Origin of the sequence: Nonomuraea sp. NPDC048882 (genome assembly GCF_040649755.1) — a bacterium.
GTDB lineage: Bacteria > Actinomycetota > Actinomycetes > Streptosporangiales > Streptosporangiaceae > Nonomuraea > Nonomuraea maheshkhaliensis.
In genome coordinates this window covers 738,976-754,313 of the sequence record NZ_JBEZGB010000001.1, presented here as the reverse complement: position 1 = coordinate 754,313, position 15,338 = coordinate 738,976, and the positions used below count along the sequence as shown (strand labels likewise).

Genomic DNA, 15,338 nt, shown 5'->3' with positions numbered 1-15,338 from the left:
GCGCGACTTAGCATCGAAGGGAGAACCCCGCCGGGGAGGCCCGATGCGCCTGTTACGCCGCAACCGTTCCCGCCTCAGCCGCGACCGTACGGAGAGCGTCGAGGACGGCGAGGTCGTCCGCCGGGCGCCCGCCGTGGCCTACGACGGCGACCTCTACCACCTGCCCGACTGGGCGGCGCGCCGGCGCGAGGAGCGCGAGCTGGGGCGCGCGCACGCCGCCGACGGCCAGATCGACACGCTCACCCTGCAGACCGGCAGCGTGCCCCGCTTCCACGAGCTGGAGGACGAGCGGCTGGAGGAGCTGGCCAGGATCGAGGAGCGCACGGAGCAGGAGATCCAGCGGGCGCGGGCGGAGTTCGAAGGCCAGAAGATCAGCCTGGCGGAGTCGCAGCGTGCGTTCGGGGAGGCCAGGAAGGCCCTGGAGGACAGTCAGCGCCGGGTCGCCGAGCTGGAGCAGCCCAGCAGGCGCCCCGGCGACGGCCGGCCCAGCTCCATCGCCGTCTCGGGCAGCCGCTGGCCCGTCGTGCGCCGCTGGCTGCCCGCCGCGTTGCTGCTGCTCCTGCTGCTGATCGTCGAGGTCCCGATCCTCTACCAGGTCATCCTGAGCTGGGGTGACAGCGTGGCCATGACCGCGCTGCTGGCCGCGGGCGCCGCCCTGATCATGCTCGTCGCGCCGCACATGTACGGGCGGGCGTTCCGCTCGTGGCAGGAGCACGGCAGCCCGGTCAAGGGGCGCGTGCTGCTGATCGGCGCGGCGCTCGTCTGGCTCGGCCTGATCGCCGCCGTGGCCGTCCTGCGCCGCGACGCCCTGGTCAGGCCGCTGGTGGTGGACGGCCAGGAGATCGGTCCCACCTCCGACGGGGTCGGGCAGCTGCCCACCATGATCCTGCTCCTCGCGCTGCTGATCGCCACCGCCCTCATCGCCGCCGACCTGGGCCGGCGCATGCACAACCCGAACGACCGCCGCCTGTGGGAGCTGCGCGCCAAGCGCGACGCCGAGTCCCGCGCCTGCGCCGCCGCGCAGGCCGCGTACCAGCGCGACGCCTCGTACGCGGAGAGCATCGCGCAGTACCTGCAAGGCGTGGAACGGCGGCGGGCCGGGCGGGTGCGGCAGCTGGACAGCGGGTTCGACAGCCTGGGTACGGCCTACCTCGGGGGCGTCGTGGAAGGGCTCAGGGATCCGGAGGCGGCCAGCTGGGCCGAACGCATCGTCCACCACCGCCGCACCACCCGCCCCTGACCGCCCCTCATGTGGGGGGGCCGAGCCCGGGAAGGTGACCGGGCTCGGCGGGGCTCCTGAAGGCCCGAGTCCCCTCAGGAGGTCGAGAAGCTGAACCAGTTGACGTTGACGAAGTCGGCCGGCTGGCCGGAGGAGAAGGTCAGGTAGACGGTGTGCGTCCCCGTCACCCCTGAGATGTTCGCCGGCACCGTACGCCAGCTCTGCCACCCGCCCGTGTTCCCCAGCGCGAAGTCACCGATGGGCGTGGCCGTGGGGCTGTCCAGGCGTACCTGCACGAGCCCGCTCACCCCGGCCCCCGCCCCTGAGGCGACCCGGGCGCGGAACTGCGTGGCGGCCGTCGAGCCGAAGTTGACCCCGTCGTAGCGCAGCCAGTCGCCGTTGGTGATGGCGCCGATGTTCTGGCCGCCGCCGGAGTCGGTGGTCGCCTCGGTGATGGTGCCGGACTGCGCCTGGAACGCCTCCGCCTGGATGGTCGAGCGGGCGTCGACCCCGCCGGGCGGGTTGGTCGGGTCGGTGGTGGTGCCGCTCTGCCAGACCGCCACGTAGTCGACCACCATCGGCCGCCCGGGCACGGTCGCCGCGGTCGGCGTCTGACCGCCGAGCGCGTTCGGGAAGGCGCCGCCCATGGCCACGTTGAGCAGCAGGAAGTAGCCCGCGTGCCCGGTCATGTTGCTCCAGGTCGTCGCGTCGAACTGGGCCTGGTTCACGCTGTGGAACTGCTGGCCGTCCACGTACCAGCGCAGCTGGTTCGGGCTGACGCTGCGGTCCCACTCGAAGCGGTAGGTGTGGAACGCCGACTGGCAGGTCGAGCCGGGGCAGGCGCGGCTGGCGCCCAGGCCGGTGGTCTCGTTGCACGGCCCGCCGGGGTTGACGCCGCAGTGGAGCACGGCCCACACGGAGTTGAGCCCGTTGACGTTCTCCATGATGTCGAACTCACCGATGGCCGGCCAGTTCCAGTAGTTCCCCCGGTACGGCGCCCCGAGCGCCCAGAACGCCGGCCAGTAGCCGAGGGCGGCGTCGCCGGTCACGTTCGGCATCTGGATCCGGCTCTCGATGCGCAGCATCCGCCCGTCGGCGGGCTTGAAGTCGGCCCGCCTGGTCTCGATGCGCGCCGAGGTCCACTCGCCGGAGGAGCTGCGCAGGGGCGTGATGCGCAGGTTGCCCGAGCCGTCGAGGCTCAGGTTGCTGGTGCTGGAGGTGTAGTTCTGGATCTCGCCGGTGCCCCAGTTGGCGGGTCCTCCTGGGTACGCGTGCCCGGTGTCGATGATCCAGTTGGACGACGAGGGGAGGGTGTTGGCCGAGCCGTTGAAGTCGTCCGACCAGACCAGCGACCAGCCCGAGGGAGTGGGCGGGACGGCGGCGGAGGCACTCACGGCCACTTTGACGAGCAGGCCGCTGAGTGCCACGAGCACCACGGCCACAGCCGCCAGACGGCGTCTGTACCTGAGTTCTGTTGTCATCATCGCTCCAGGGGGTGCTGAGGCTGAGGTGAGAGAGCGCTCTCACCAGATGTGAACACAGGCGTGACTTCCTGTCAACAATCCGCACAAGGCGCCGAACGAGCTGTCAGAGAGCGCTCTCCGCGCGGGTCAGAGCAGGTCCACCGTGGCCGCTCCCGCCGCCTCGAACGACTCCCTCCAGAAGCCTTCGAGCAGCGGGAAGCGGTCGGGGTTCGACGCCTTCTCCCGGAGGAAGCCGTGGACGACCACCGCGTACCCGTTGAGGTCGGGCAGCAGCCGCGCGTCCCTCAGTTCCTTGATCTTCCGCTGCCGCGCAGCTTCGCTCAGGTCCAGCCGGTTGATGTCGAGGTCGCCGCGGTTGTTGATCAGGTCGCTGAACACGATGATCTGGTGCGCGCTGTCGGGCTGCCGGCGCGCGCCGAGCTGCTTGGCCAGGTACCGCAGCGCTCCCAGGACGTCGGAGCCCTCGCCCTCGGCCGGGCAGTCGAACAGCTTGACCGCCCTCGGCAGCACCTCGGTGACGCGGTGCTCCCTGACGCGCTCCTCGACGACGGGGTTGTCGTTCGGGTTCTCGGCCCTGGTGGCGGCCAGGGCGACCGGGTCCTGCCGGCACGTGCTGCTCTCCGAGCTGCCGGTGACCGCGGCGAAGGCGATCCAGTCGCAGCCCTCGGTGAACGGCGGGAGCTTGGAGGTGACGTCGTTCCTGGAGGTGGCCGGGTCGGCGTAGCTGGTGGAGTCCACGATTACGCCGCAGACGGCCTTCGCCTCGGTGCCACACCCCGCCAGCCCGGCACCGACCAGCACCAGCGCCCCGAACGCCGCGACCATCCGGCGCGCGCCTCTCCCGGCGGCACCGAGCACCAGCGCGCCGAACGCCGCGACCACCCGACGCGCGCCCTTCCCGGCGGCACCGAGCCCCAGCGCCCCGCGCGTCGCGACCAGCCGACATGCGCTTCTCCCGCCCCCACCCATCAGGCACCGCCCCCGGCAGCGCCGCCTTTCGAGCCGCCCTCCGAGCCGGGGCGCGGAGCGTCCTCCGGGGCAAGGCCTGCGGCGCCGTTCGAGGCGGCTGCCGAGGGGAACTCCCGGGCGTCCTCCGGCGTGCGCTCCGGTGCTTCCTGCCGGGTGAGCTCTGGGGCGGACCTGATGTCCTGGCCCGCTGGAAGCTCACGGGGTAACACCTCCGCGTGCCACACCTCGATCCGCGCCTCCACCTCCCGCAGGATCCGCCTGATCTCCTCCCGCCCCGACACCGCCGCCGGCCGGTCGCCGGTGGCGTCCATCGCGACGACCTCGCCCTTCCACAGGGCCGGGATCTCCTCCCTGCGCGGATGAGCGCGCAGCACGCCGCTCTTGTAGGCGGCGATGAGCCGCTCGGCCCTGGCGTGCACCGCCTCCACCTCGTGGTCGCGCTCGATCAGCGCGCTCTCCCACTCCTGGGTGAGGTGCTCGATGCGGGCCCTGGAGCGCTGCACGCCGGCGTTCGACTCCTCGACCAGGATCCGCCGCCGCGCCTCCTCCCGCCGCGCCCTCGACTCCGCGATCGAGATGAACGGGTCCGCCTGCGCCGGGTCGTTCCCGGAGGGCGGGGGCGCGTGGCCGTTCACGGGCGGGCGGGTGTCGGCCCGGCCCAGCTCGCGCAGGATCGTCTCCCGCTCTCCGAGCGCCCGCTCCAGCAGCGCCGTACGCGTGGCGGCCAGCCGCCGGTCCACCCGCGTGATCTCCTCGCGGGCCAGGGCCCGGATCTCCGTGACGTAAGCGGGCTGGAAGTCGGGATCGGTGAACTCGCTCAGGGGATGCTCGCGGGCGTCGCGCATCCCCCGCCGGTGCGCCTCCTCGCGCTCGGCCGGCGGATCGGCCCGCTTGAACAGCCGCGACAAGAACGCCATCCGCGTCTCCTGGCTCCGCCCGGACCGGCACCCCGGTCCGAGGTGTCACTGAAACCCAGACTAAGGAGTCAGTGCCCCCGATGGCGCGCCGGAAAGCCAAAGCCAGAAAGCCAAGCCAGAAAGCCAAGCCAGAAAGACAAAGCCCGAAAGACAAAAGCGCGCGGCGCCGCACCAGGATGCGGCGCCGCGGCGCGGGTCGAAGGGCCCGGCGCCGCACGAGTGCGCGGCGCCGCGACGCGGATGAGCGGCGGGTCAGCCCTTCTCCGCCTCGCCCGTGGCCTGCTCAAGGGCGTCTTCAGGAGAGGCCTCCAGGTCCTGCTCGGCGTCGGCGCCGGCCTGGGCGGACGCCTTGTCCAGGCGCACCCAGCTCGTCACGCTCTCCACCGCGAACAGCACGAACAGGTACGCCGTCAGCACCGCCAGCACCGGCGTCAGCACGTCGAGCGCCGCGCCGAGGCCGATGATGAGCAGCCGCAGCTCCCAGCCGAGCCCCGCCCGGAACACCCAGGCGGGCGGCCAGATGCTCTGCCGCGTGCGGTAGACGGTGTCGTAGGTGTGGTAGCCGACCACGTACACCAGCACGAACAGCAGCCACTTCGGCGCGTCGGCGGCCAGGCCGACCGCGATCACGGTGAGGAACTCCGCGCCGCGCAGCAGCGGCGGCGTGAGCCAGTCGAAGCGGCCGAGGTGGTCGCGCGGCGTCGTGGGCAGCACGAGCAGCAGCACGATCGCGACGGGCAGCAGCAGGATGGGCCCGCGGTCGAGCAGCCCGGCGGCCGTGATGCCGACCACGGCGAGCAGGGCCACGAGCGTGGCCGGAACAGGGGGAACGCCGCCGCCGATCTTGGTGGACAGCGCGTGAGCGAGGGGCCCGTCGTCGCGGTAGGCGACGAGGCGGGCGGTCTGGAGGCGGCGGCGCTCCTCGTCGGGGTCCGGCGTGGGGGTGGCCATGGCCTGCGGGTGGGTGATCATACGAGCGACCTCATGAGGCGTCCGGTGAGGGTGTAGGCGGCGGCGACGGAGCCCCAGATCACCAGGGTGATGAAGGTGATCCGGGCGTCGAAGAGGGCGGCGGTGATCGCGATGGCCGCGAAACGCTCGCCGATGGGGAAGACGATCATCTTACGCGCCCAATGGACCGCACGGTACTTGCCCGCCTTCGTCCACATCTTCAGCACGCCGCGGAGCCCCTGGCTCCGCTCGACCTTGCGGCGGGTGAGCGCCTGGCGCAGCTCGCGGTCGTCGGGGGCGTCGAGCGGCGTCGTGGGCAGCGGGTTGGGGGTCTTGTTCCGGCGGTTGGCGATGCCGAAGGAGAAGTCGAGCAGGTGGCGTACGGACTGCAGGCCGAGCGCGGCCAGCGCCAGGATCCAGATGTCGTCGCCGTTGCCCGAGACGACCCAGCCGACGGCCAGACCGGCGAAGACCACGTATTCCTTGAACCGGTCGAACGTGGCGTCCAGCCAGGCCCCGAGCACGCCGAACTTGCGCGCGTAGCGGGCCACCTGCCCGTCGACGCAGTCGAACACGAAGGCGAAGTAGATCAGCGCGCCGCCCGCGATCATCCAGGGCCGGTCGCCGGTGGCGAAGCAGGCGGCCGCGGCGACGCCGAGGATGATCGAGATGAGCGTCACCTGGTTGGGCGTCAGCCCGCGCCGGGCGGCCCAGCGGGCGATGTAGCGCGAGTAGGTGGAGACGAAGTAGGTGGTGAAGAAGCCGTCGGCGCCCTTGACCGCGTTGTTGAGGCGGGCGCGGTCTTCGTCCATGCCGGCCATCTCGGCGCCGGCCTCGTTGATCTCCTCCTGGGTGGTGACCCGGCGGTAGAACAGGTCGCGGCGGCCCCTGATGCCGACCGACACGCCGTTGCGCACCAGGCCGAACACGACGAGCTGCATCAGGTCGTCGTCGTCGCCGAACCGGTCGGCCATGTCGGCCAGCTCGCGGCAGGTGGCGGCCAGCGTCGGCGCGTTGCGCGCGCTGATGTGCATCGGGCCGAGGATCACCGCGTTGGGCCTGGTCACGGCGTGGTTGGCGGTGCCCACCGAGACCACGCGCGACTTGCCGACGCGGACGCGTACGGGCAGCCCCTCGACGCGGTTGAGTCCGATCTCGGGGTCGGCCTCGTCGATCGGGATGCGGTCTTCAGGACTGTTGTCGTCCTGCCCGTTGTCCTCTTGCTCCTCCGTCACCCCCACCCGTGGTTCTTTCGCGACGAGCGCCAGCGCACCGCGCTTGGACTTGGTGATCTGGTAGATCAGCTCGTCGTGGACGACCGAGTTCTCCGGGATGATGAACAGGTTCTCCGTTGCGGACTCGGCAACGTCGGCCAGGGCACGAAGGGCGGTGGCCACGTCGCCTGACTGGATCGTGGCGAAGCGCGGATCCATCGAGGTGAGCTGGCTGTGAAGCCGCTCGGCAACAGTGGGGGTGCCGGGCAGCGCGGCCAGCCTCAGGCCGGTCGGAGAGATGTCGGGGCCGGGCGAGGAACCCAGCAGGACCACGCGGGTCATGACTCCCTTTCGAGGCGGTAGCGGGGGGTTGAACAACGGGTGATGCGGGGACAGGCGTCAAAGTCTAGTGAGAGTGACGCAAAGTCGCGTCAACAGAGCATGCCCGTAACGTCCCGTCCGCCGGTATAGGGGTGGCCGTAAGATGTCCGAGTGAGTCTCTACCGTGACGAAGGCGTGGTCCTGCGCACTCAGAAGCTCGGGGAGGCCGACCGGATCATCACCGTCCTGGCCAAGCGCACAGGAAAAGTCCGGGCGGTGGCGCGCGGCGTGCGCCGCACGACCTCGCGCTTCGGGGCAAGGCTTGAGCCGTTCACCCATGTCGACGTGCAGTTCCACACCGGCCGCACGCTCGACGTGGTCACCCAGGCCGAGACGATCAGGCCCTACGGCGAGGCGCTGGCCGCCGACTATCCCCGCTACACCGCGGGCAGCGCGATGCTGGAGACCGCCGACCGGCTGACGCACGGGGAGAAGGAGCCGGCGCTGCGGCAGTTCCTGCTGCTGGTGGGCGGGCTGCGCACGCTCGCCGACCGGGGCCACGAGGCCAGGCTGGTCCTCGACGCCTACTTCCTGCGCTCCCTGGCCGTGGCCGGTTACGCGCCCGCGCTGGAGGCCTGCGCCAAGTGCCAGGCGCCGGCGATCAGGGCGTTCGCCATCGTCGCAGGTGGCGTGGTGTGCGGGGGGTGCAAGCCGGCCGGCGCGGCCGTGCCGGCCGGGGAGACGCTCGGGCTCATGACGGCGCTGCTGCGCGGCGACTGGGCCGCCGCCGACGCCTCGGAGCCGCGCCATCGCAGCGAGTGCAGCGGCCTGGTGGCCGCCTATCTGCAATGGCACCTCGAACACGGAATACGCTCTCTCCGACACGTCGAAAGGGAGCCCGCGTGAACGTACGACCGCCTACTCCGCATCCGTCGGGAGCGACTCCGCCGTCCATCCCGAAAGAGCTGGTGCCCCAGCATGTCGCCATCGTCATGGACGGCAACGGGCGCTGGGCCAAGGCCCGCGGGCTGCCGCGCACCGAGGGGCACAAGGCGGGTGAGTCCTCGCTGTTCGACGTCATCGAGGGCGCGCTGGAGCTGGGCATTCCCTATCTGAGCGCGTACGCGTTCTCCACCGAGAACTGGAAGCGCTCGCCCGACGAGGTGCGCTTCCTGATGGGGTTCAACCGCGACGTCATCCGGCGGCGGCGCGACGAGCTCAACGCGATGGGCGTGCGGGTGCGCTGGGCCGGGCGGCCCGGGCGGCTGTGGAAGAGCGTCATCTCCGAGCTGCAGACCGCCGAGCAGATGACGCTCACCAACCGTAAGCTCACATTGCAGTTCTGTGTCAATTACGGCGGGCAGGCCGAGATCGTCGACGCGGCGGTCCGGCTGGCGGCCGACATCGCGGCCGGCCGGGTCAAGCCGTCCAAGGTCAGCGAGAAGGTGTTCGCCCGTTACCTGGACGAGCCGGAGATCCCTCCGGTCGACATGTTCCTGCGCTCGTCGGGCGAGCAGCGCTTCTCCAACTTCCTGCTGTGGCAGTCGGCGTACGCCGAGATGGTCTTCCTCGACCGGCTCTGGCCCGACTTCGACCGGCGCGACCTGTGGGAGGCGTGCGAGATCTACGCCAAGCGCGACCGGCGTTACGGCGGCGCGATCCCCAATCAGGTCTGACGCGCGGTCCTCAGCGGACCCCCGGACCACCTGACCCCTCCACGGCGTCACCTGGCAGGTGACGCCCGCCTGACCAGCTCGCCGCCCCTTGGCCCGCCCGGCGCCGTGATTCGCGCGCTCTGTGCGGGCCTTTCCCTTGCGCGGTCCCCGATTCCCTGAGGTGTCGCCGGCCCCGGATTGCCGTGCGGCTATACACAGGTATAGCGTCCTATCCTAGCGAACAGTCAGTTGCACTCATGGATAGGAGCTGGTCGTGGTGAACGGATCGCGCACCGCCCGGCCGCCCGGCCTCGCCGCCCTGGTCCGCCTGGCGCTGCGCCGGGAGAGGGGCATCGCGCCCTGGTGGATCCTGGCGCTTGTGGCGCTGGCCCTGGTGATGGTCGAGTACATCCAGACCAACATGGCGACCCCCGAGCTGAAGGCCACCTACGTCGAGGTGATCGGCCGCAACGCCTTCCTGCGCGGCCTCGGCGGCGGCACCGTCGAGCCCCGGCTGGAGGTGCTCGCCACGTGGCGCAGCGGCGGCTTCCTCTACGTGGCGAGCGCCTTCGCCGCCCTGATGTCCGTCATCCGGCACACCCGCGCGGAGGAGGACGCGGGCAGGAGTGAGCTGGTCCTGGCGGGCTCGGTCGGCAGGTACGCGCCCCTGACCGCGGCGATGCTGGTCTCGGGCGCGGTGAGTCTGCTCGGCGGGGCGCTGACCGCCGCCGTGCTGACGGGGATCGGCCTGGAGCCCGTCGGGTCGCTCGCCTACGGGGCCGCCATCACCGTGGCCGGCTGGGTGTTCGGCGGCGTCGGGGCGGTGGCCGCCCAGATCGCCGGCGGCGCCCGCATGGCCACCGCCGCCGCCCTGGCCACGCTCGCCGCCGCCTACGTGCTGCGTTACGCGGGCGACGCGGCGGGGGCGTCGTGGACGGCGTACCTCTCGCCGGTGGGCTGGAGCCATCTGGTGCGGCCGTACCAGGAGGAGCGGTGGTGGCTGCTCGGGGTGTCGATCGCGGCCGCCGCGATCCTGTACGGGCTCGCGTACCGGCTGCTCGGCCGCAGGGACCTCGGCTCCGGCCTGCTCCCCGAGCGGCAGGGACGGGAGTCGGCCCCCGAGCTGCGCGGCCCGGTCAGCCTGGCCTGGCGGCTGCACAGGGGGCTGCTGGCGAAGTGGGCGGCGGGCGTCGCGGTCTTCGCGGCGGCGGGCGGCGCGCTGAGCCCGCTGACGCGCGACCTGCTGTCCCGGCCGAGCGTCGTGGTCGACAACCTGCGGCGCACCCTCGGCATCGCGTCAGGCCCCGCGGCGCTGGGCGCGTACTCGTGGTACCTGATCCTGATCCTCGCCTACGCCGTCGCCCTCTACCCGGTCCTCATGACGCTGCGGCTGCGCGCGGAGGAGCTCTCGGGCCGGGCGGAGAATGTGCAGTCGACGCCGCTGACCCGGCTGCGCTGGGCGGCCGGCCAGCTCGTCGTGACCGCGCTCGGCACCGCGGGCCTCATGGCCGTGGCCGGGCTCGTCTTCGGCACGGTCTACTCCCTGCTCGTCGGGGACCTGGCGAGCGACCTGCCGGCTTTCCTGGCGGGGGCGCTGAGCACCGTGCCCGCGGCCTGGTGCGTGGGGGCGCTCTGCGTGCTGGCGTACGGGCTGCTGCCCCGGGCGAGCGTGGCGATCTCGTGGCTCGTGTGGGTCCTGACCGCCGCTCTGGGTCAGGTCGCCGGTCCCCTGTACGGGGTGTGGGGCGGGCTGCCCGTGGAGCCGTTCCACTTCGTCGGCAACGCGATGACGGGGCCGCCGTTCGCCGCCGGGCCAACCACGGCCCTGCTCGCGGTCACGGCGCTGCTCGCGTCGGCCGGGCTGCTCGCGCTGCGCCGCCGCGACTTCGGCCGCTGACCCGCAACCCTGCCTGTCGCACCGCGTCCCAGGCGGGCTCGTATGGAGGCGGGGTCGTTCAGGCGCGGCGGCGGGCGCGGTAGGCGGCCACGTGCATGCGGTTGCCGCACGTGCGGCTGTCGCAGTAGACCCGCGACCGGTTGCGCGACTCGTCCACGAACACCCGGTCGCAGTCGGGGGCCGCGCACGTACGCAGGCGCTCGACCTCCCCCTCCACCAGCAGATGGGCCAGCGCCACCCCGCAGTCGGCCGCCAGGTGCTCCGCCAGCGTCGAATCGGCCGCGTGATAGTGGACGTGCAGCGGATGCCCGTCGTGCTCGACCAGCCGGGGCGTGATCCGCGTGTCCGACAGCAACGCGTTCAGGGTGCGCACGGCCGCAGGCTGGTCGGCGGCGGTGAAGACGCGGTGGAAGACCTCGCGCACCATCCGCACCTGACCCAGGTCGCGGGCCGTGACCGCGCCGATGCCGCTGATCTCGCGGGCGTCGATGAACGCCGCGAGCTCCGGCAGACCCGGCAGACCCTCGTCGCCGCCGGTGGACGGCGAGGTGTTGACCAGCTCGACAACGGTGGCCAGAGAATGCACCATGTCATGGCCAAACGTCATGTTGACTCCTGTCCGCACCGGGTTCTAGCGTGGTCGCAGCGTATCTCCTGTCAGCAGTTGTAGGGGTTTCTGTGAGTGCACATCGCCGTATCGTGCTGATCGCGGTGGCCGGTGCGCTCATCATCTCCACCTCCGCTCCTCTGGTGCGGCTGTCCGAGGTGTCGCCCGCCACGTCCGCCCTGTTCCGGTGCGCGTACGCCGTGCCGCCCATGCTGCTGCTGGCCTGGCTGGAGCGGCGCAGGCTCGGGCCACTGCCACGCAGGGGCATGGTGGCGGCCTGGCTCGCGGGCGTGGTGTTCGCGCTCGACCTGCTGTTCTGGCATCACGCGATCGACTACGTGGGCGCGGGGCTGGCGACCGTGCTGGGCAACCTGCAGGTGTTCATCGTCGCGTTCGCCGCGTGGGCGGTCTTCGGCGAGCGGCCGTCGTCGCGGCTGATGGTCGGCACGCCGGTCGTGTTCGCCGGGGTCGTGCTGATCTCCGGGGTGTTCGACAGCGCCGCGTACGGCAGCGATCCCGTGCTGGGGGTACTCGCCGGGGTGGCGACGTCGGTGTCGTACGCGGCGTTCCTGCTGCTGATGAAGGGCGGGTCCGAGCGGGGAGCGGGGCCGCTGGCGCACGCGACCGTGGTGGCCACCCTCACCATCGCCGCGCTCAGCCCGCTGTTCGGCGGAGCCGACCTGATGCCCACCTGGCCGGGTCACGGGTGGCTGCTGCTGCTCGCGCTCGGCCCGCAGGTGCTCGGCTGGTCGCTGATCACGTTCTCGCTGCCGCGCCAGCCCGCCGCGCTCACCGCGCTGCTGCTGCTGATCCAGCCCTTGACCACGGTGGCGATCTCCGCGCTGGCGCTGGGGGAGCGGCCGTCGCCGGTGCAGCTGACCGGGTGCGCGGTCATCGTGCTCGGCGTCCTGTACGGCTCCCGCCGCGCCAAGCCCGCCCCGGCCCCGCCGGCGGAACCGGCCGCGGCCGGGGAACGCGCACCGGTCGTCTGAGCGGAAGCGCCCGCCGTCGCCGCCGGCCGCCACGGGACCGGCTTCAGGCGGTCCTGGACGGCGTCGAGCAGGACGAGCAGGTGCCGAAGACCTCGACGGTGTGGGTGATCTCGGTGAAGCCGTGTTCGCTGCCCACCATCTCCGCCCAGCGCTCCACGGCAGGACCGGCCACCTCCACCGTCTGCCCGCACTTGCGGCACACCAGGTGATGGTGATGGGCGTCGGTCGCGCACGCCCGGTAGACGGACTCGCCGTCGTCGGTGCGCAGCACGTCGACCTTGCCGCCGTCGGCCAGCGCCTGCAGCGCGCGGTAGACGGTGGTCAGCCCGATCTTCGCCCCGTGCAGGCGCATCTCGGCATAGACGTCCTGCGCGCTGCGGAAGCCGGAGCTCCCGCGCAGGGTGTCGTGCACAGCGTCGCGCCTCGTCGTCATGCGACCTCCTCCACGCGCAGCTTTGGTCGCTCGCTCAAAGTTGACTCCTGAGTACGGCCTCGGCGTACGAATTTACCGACACCGAGGGCCAGGACGAAGCCGGCGAGCGCAAGAAGAACGATCGCGGCGCCAGGAGGAACCTTGGGGGAGTAGGTGGAGGCGAGCAGACCGCCCACGGAGGCCAGCACGCCGAACAGCATGGCCAGCCCCATCGTGGTCCTGAATCCGCGCGTGAGCTGCTGACTCGTCGCCACCGGGATCACCATCAGCGCGCTGACGAGCAGCAGGCCGACCACCCGCATGGCGATGACCACGGTGAGCGCGGCCGTGACCGCGATCAGCAGACTCAGGAAGCGCACCGGCAGGCCGCTGGCCTTGGCCATCTCCTCGTCCTGGCAGAGCACGAACAGCTCCCTGCCGAAGATCGCGACGACCCCGAGCACGGTGACGGCCAGCGCGGCGACGATCCAGATGTCCAGGGGGGTGACGCTGGCGATGGCGCCGAACAGGTAGGAGTTGAGCTTGGCGTTGCTGCCGCCGGGCGCGACGGCCATGAGCATCACGCCGCCCGCGATGCCCCCGTAGAACAGCAGCGCGAGCGCCACGTCACCGCTGGTCCTGCCGCGTGCCCTGACCAGCTCGATGGCCACGGCGCCGGCGATGGAGACGAGGACGGCGGTGAGCACGGGCGCGGTGCCGGTCAGGAAGCCCAGCGCCACGCCGGTCAGCGCCACGTGCCCGACGCCGTCGCCGAGCAGCGCCAGGCGCCGCTGCACGATGAACGTGCCCACGGCGGGCGCGCAGAGCCCCACCAGCAGCGCCGCGATCAGCGCGAGCTGGAAGAGCTGCTCCTGCAGAAGTTCGAAGATCACCTTGGTTCCCCCTGCCACCCGGTGAGCGGGCCCGCCGCGGCCTCGTCGGCGTGCGGGTGCTGGTGCTCGTGCCCCGGTCGCGCGCACTCGCCCTCGGGGCGCGGCGGGCGGCCGTCGTGGGCGACGCGGCCCTCGCGGATCACCACGCCGCGGGTGATGATCGGCTCCAGCGGGCCCAGTTCGTGCACCACGAGCACCACGGTCTTGCCGCCGGTCACCAGCCCGGCCAGCGTGTCGGCGAGCAACTGCTGGGTCTCGGCGTCCACGCCCGCGGTGGGCTCGTCCATCACGTACGTGTCCGGCTCGCCGGCCAGCGCGCGGGCGATGAGCACCCGCTGCTGCTGCCCCCCGGACAGCGACTGGACGGGGTCGCCGGCCCGGTCGGCCAGCCTGACGGCCTCCAGCGCGCCGGTCACCGCCGCCCGGTCGGCCGCGCTGGTCCTGCGCAGCCGGCTCTGCCTGGCGATCCGGCCCGAGGCGACGACCTCGCGCACGGTCGCGGGCACGCCGCCGCCGACCTGGAGCCGCTGCGGCACGTACCCGATGCGCCACCAGTCGCGGAAGCGGCCGGGCGGGGTGCCGTACACGAGGGTCTTGCCGCCGGTCAGCGGCGTGAGGCCGAGCAGGGTGCGCACCAGCGTGGACTTGCCCGAGCCGTTGGCGCCCAGCAGGGCGACGACCTCCCCGGGACAGACGGTCAGGTCGATTCCTCGCAGGACGGGCTTGCCGTCGAAGGAGACCCGGCCGTCGGTCATCGCGAAGGCCGTTTCGTTCATGCTGTACACCCCAGTGCTGTTTGTAGGGTTTTGAGGTTATCGCGCATGGCGGAGAGGTAATCGCCCGAGGGCTTGCTCTCCAGCGGGTCGAGCACGGCCGTCTTGGCGCCGACCTGGCTCGCCAGCACCTCGGCCACCTTCGGGCTGACCAGGGCCTCGGTGAAGATCGTGGTGACGCCCTCGGCCTTGGCCAGCTTGGCGACCTCGGACAGGCGGGCGGGGGAGGGCTCGGTCTCGGGGTCGAGCGTGATGCCGATCTGCTTGAGCTTGTAACGGTCCGACAGATACCCGAACGCCTCGTGCGCGGTGACCAGCGTCCTGGTCGTGCACGTGGTGAGCCCCTTGGTGAACTCCTGGTCGAGGGTGGTGAGAGCGGCGGCCGTCTTCGCGGCGCGGTCCTTGTAGCCCTGCGCGTGCGCGGGGTCGGCCGTGGCCAGGCGCTCGCCCAGCTTGGTGGCGACGGTGGCCAGGCGGGAGGGGTCGAGCCAGAGGTGCGGGTCGTACGGGAGCTCCTCGTGACCGTGCTCCTCCGCACCCTCCTCCGCACCCTCCTCGGCGTGCTCACCGGCGTGCTCACCTACTGGGATGGTCGCCACGGCGGTGGCGGCGTCGAAGCTCGTGTCAGGCTCGACGGCCTCGTCCACGGCCGGCTGGACGCCCTTGACGTAGACGGCCAGGGTGGCGTTCTTGAGCTCGGTGACCTGCTGGATGCCCAGCTCCACGTCATGCGGCTCGACACCGGGCGGGGTCAGCCCGCTCACCTGCGCGTCGGATCCCCCGACCTGCTCGGTCAGCCACTGCAGGGGGTAGAAGGCGGCGACCACCGCGGGCTTGCCGTCGGGGGCGGTCTCAGCGGCGCCGGCGCCGCAGGCAGCAGTGGCGAACAGCGCGGCCGTGGCCAGCAGACCGCCGGCACGCAACCGGGAAAATCCTGACATCATGGAACTCAGTATGCGCCAAAATGAAAACGGTTGTCAAAGTCCTTAATGTTTGGATCGCTCCATCCTGCCGTGCGGGGTGCTGTCTTCCGG

General features: G+C 71.8%; 15 protein-coding genes. 5 read left to right on the top strand and 10 right to left on the bottom strand.

Annotated features, from left to right (window positions below):
- Positions 1-43 precede the first annotated feature (43 nt).
- Positions 44-1,240 (top strand): hypothetical protein, encoded by a 1,197-nt coding sequence (locus tag AB0C27_RS03210; protein ID WP_357837015.1) that lies wholly within the window; start codon positions 44-46, stop codon positions 1,238-1,240.
- Positions 1,241-1,314: 74 nt separating this feature from the next.
- Here the strand turns inward: AB0C27_RS03210 and AB0C27_RS03205 are convergent, their stop codons facing one another.
- The 5 genes from AB0C27_RS03205 to AB0C27_RS03185 form a co-directional block, all read right to left on the bottom strand.
- Positions 1,315-2,661, bottom strand: a complete 1,347-nt coding sequence (locus tag AB0C27_RS03205) for a glycoside hydrolase family 16 protein (protein WP_357837012.1) — start codon at positions 2,659-2,661, stop codon at positions 1,315-1,317.
- Positions 2,662-2,829: 168 nt separating this feature from the next.
- Positions 2,830-3,585 (bottom strand): hypothetical protein, encoded by a 756-nt coding sequence (locus AB0C27_RS03200; protein ID WP_357837009.1) that lies wholly within the window; start codon positions 3,583-3,585, stop codon positions 2,830-2,832.
- 86 nt (positions 3,586-3,671) lie between these two features.
- Entirely contained in the window at positions 3,672-4,589 is a 918-nt protein-coding gene (locus AB0C27_RS03195) for a hypothetical protein (protein ID WP_357837007.1), read from the bottom strand.
- Positions 4,590-4,841: 252 nt separating this feature from the next.
- The gene (locus AB0C27_RS03190; RefSeq protein ID WP_357837004.1) at positions 4,842-5,561 is read right to left on the bottom strand and encodes a DUF5941 domain-containing protein; all 720 of its coding nucleotides are present in this window, start codon (positions 5,559-5,561) and stop codon (positions 4,842-4,844) included.
- Positions 5,558-7,096, bottom strand: a complete 1,539-nt coding sequence (locus tag AB0C27_RS03185) for a CDP-alcohol phosphatidyltransferase family protein (RefSeq protein WP_357837002.1) — start codon at positions 7,094-7,096, stop codon at positions 5,558-5,560. The genes AB0C27_RS03190 and AB0C27_RS03185 overlap by 4 nt, the downstream gene beginning before the upstream one ends.
- A gap of 150 nt (positions 7,097-7,246) precedes the next feature.
- Between AB0C27_RS03185 and recO the strand changes: the two genes are divergently transcribed.
- The 3 genes from recO to AB0C27_RS03170 all read left to right on the top strand — a co-directional run bounded on the left by recO (position 7,247) and on the right by AB0C27_RS03170 (position 10,627).
- Positions 7,247-7,981: a DNA repair protein RecO gene (recO, locus tag AB0C27_RS03180; protein ID WP_357836999.1), complete on the top strand. Its 735-nt coding sequence runs from the start codon at positions 7,247-7,249 to the stop codon at positions 7,979-7,981.
- Positions 7,924-8,751 carry an isoprenyl transferase gene (locus AB0C27_RS03175; protein WP_346106318.1) on the top strand — a complete coding sequence of 276 codons (828 nt, stop codon included), beginning with the start codon at positions 7,924-7,926 and terminating at the stop codon, positions 8,749-8,751. The genes recO and AB0C27_RS03175 overlap by 58 nt, the downstream gene beginning before the upstream one ends.
- A gap of 253 nt (positions 8,752-9,004) precedes the next feature.
- Positions 9,005-10,627: a polyketide antibiotic transporter gene (locus tag AB0C27_RS03170; RefSeq protein ID WP_357836995.1), complete on the top strand. Its 1,623-nt coding sequence runs from the start codon at positions 9,005-9,007 to the stop codon at positions 10,625-10,627.
- Between the two features lie 58 nt (positions 10,628-10,685).
- Here the strand turns inward: AB0C27_RS03170 and AB0C27_RS03165 are convergent, their stop codons facing one another.
- Complete coding sequence (locus tag AB0C27_RS03165) at positions 10,686-11,234, bottom strand: CGNR zinc finger domain-containing protein (protein WP_357836992.1); 549 nt, start codon at positions 11,232-11,234, stop codon at positions 10,686-10,688.
- 71 nt (positions 11,235-11,305) lie between these two features.
- Here AB0C27_RS03165 and AB0C27_RS03160 point away from each other — a divergent pair, with 71 nt between their 5' ends.
- Positions 11,306-12,226: a DMT family transporter gene (locus tag AB0C27_RS03160; protein ID WP_357836989.1), complete on the top strand. Its 921-nt coding sequence runs from the start codon at positions 11,306-11,308 to the stop codon at positions 12,224-12,226.
- A gap of 43 nt (positions 12,227-12,269) precedes the next feature.
- On the opposite strand, the gene AB0C27_RS03155 is transcribed toward AB0C27_RS03160, so the two are convergent.
- From AB0C27_RS03155 to AB0C27_RS03140, 4 genes are read right to left on the bottom strand one after another with little or no spacing between them, the layout of a single operon-like run.
- On the bottom strand, positions 12,270-12,659 hold the full coding sequence (locus AB0C27_RS03155) for a transcriptional repressor (RefSeq protein ID WP_357836986.1): 390 nt from the start codon (positions 12,657-12,659) through the stop codon (positions 12,270-12,272).
- The gene (locus tag AB0C27_RS03150; protein WP_357837995.1) at positions 12,656-13,528 is read right to left on the bottom strand and encodes a metal ABC transporter permease; all 873 of its coding nucleotides are present in this window, start codon (positions 13,526-13,528) and stop codon (positions 12,656-12,658) included. The genes AB0C27_RS03155 and AB0C27_RS03150 overlap by 4 nt, the downstream gene beginning before the upstream one ends.
- Positions 13,528-14,307 (bottom strand): metal ABC transporter ATP-binding protein, encoded by a 780-nt coding sequence (locus tag AB0C27_RS03145; protein WP_357836983.1) that lies wholly within the window; start codon positions 14,305-14,307, stop codon positions 13,528-13,530. The genes AB0C27_RS03150 and AB0C27_RS03145 overlap by 1 nt, the downstream gene beginning before the upstream one ends.
- Positions 14,304-15,248, bottom strand: a complete 945-nt coding sequence (locus tag AB0C27_RS03140) for a metal ABC transporter substrate-binding protein (RefSeq protein WP_357836980.1) — start codon at positions 15,246-15,248, stop codon at positions 14,304-14,306. Before AB0C27_RS03140 ends, AB0C27_RS03145 begins: the two co-directional genes overlap by 4 nt.
- Between the last annotated feature and the right edge of the window lie 90 nt (positions 15,249-15,338).

Bases quoted from the DNA above. Each gene is read 5' to 3' on its own strand.
- AB0C27_RS03140 (WP_357836980.1), bottom strand. From the start codon at position 15,248: ATGATGTCAGGATTTTCCCGGTTGCGTGCCGGCGGTCTGCTGGCCACG.
- AB0C27_RS03185 (WP_357837002.1), bottom strand. From the start codon at position 7,096: ATGACCCGCGTGGTCCTGCTGGGTTCCTCGCCCGGCCCCGACATCTCT.
- AB0C27_RS03155 (WP_357836986.1), bottom strand. From the start codon at position 12,659: ATGACGACGAGGCGCGACGCTGTGCACGACACCCTGCGCGGGAGCTCC.
- AB0C27_RS03145 (WP_357836983.1), bottom strand. From the start codon at position 14,307: ATGAACGAAACGGCCTTCGCGATGACCGACGGCCGGGTCTCCTTCGAC.
- AB0C27_RS03195 (WP_357837007.1), bottom strand. From the start codon at position 4,589: ATGGCGTTCTTGTCGCGGCTGTTCAAGCGGGCCGATCCGCCGGCCGAG.
- AB0C27_RS03210 (WP_357837015.1), top strand. From the start codon at position 44: ATGCGCCTGTTACGCCGCAACCGTTCCCGCCTCAGCCGCGACCGTACG.
- AB0C27_RS03165 (WP_357836992.1), bottom strand. From the start codon at position 11,234: ATGACGTTTGGCCATGACATGGTGCATTCTCTGGCCACCGTTGTCGAG.
- AB0C27_RS03175 (WP_346106318.1), top strand. From the start codon at position 7,924: ATGGCACCTCGAACACGGAATACGCTCTCTCCGACACGTCGAAAGGGA.
- AB0C27_RS03190 (WP_357837004.1), bottom strand. From the start codon at position 5,561: ATGATCACCCACCCGCAGGCCATGGCCACCCCCACGCCGGACCCCGAC.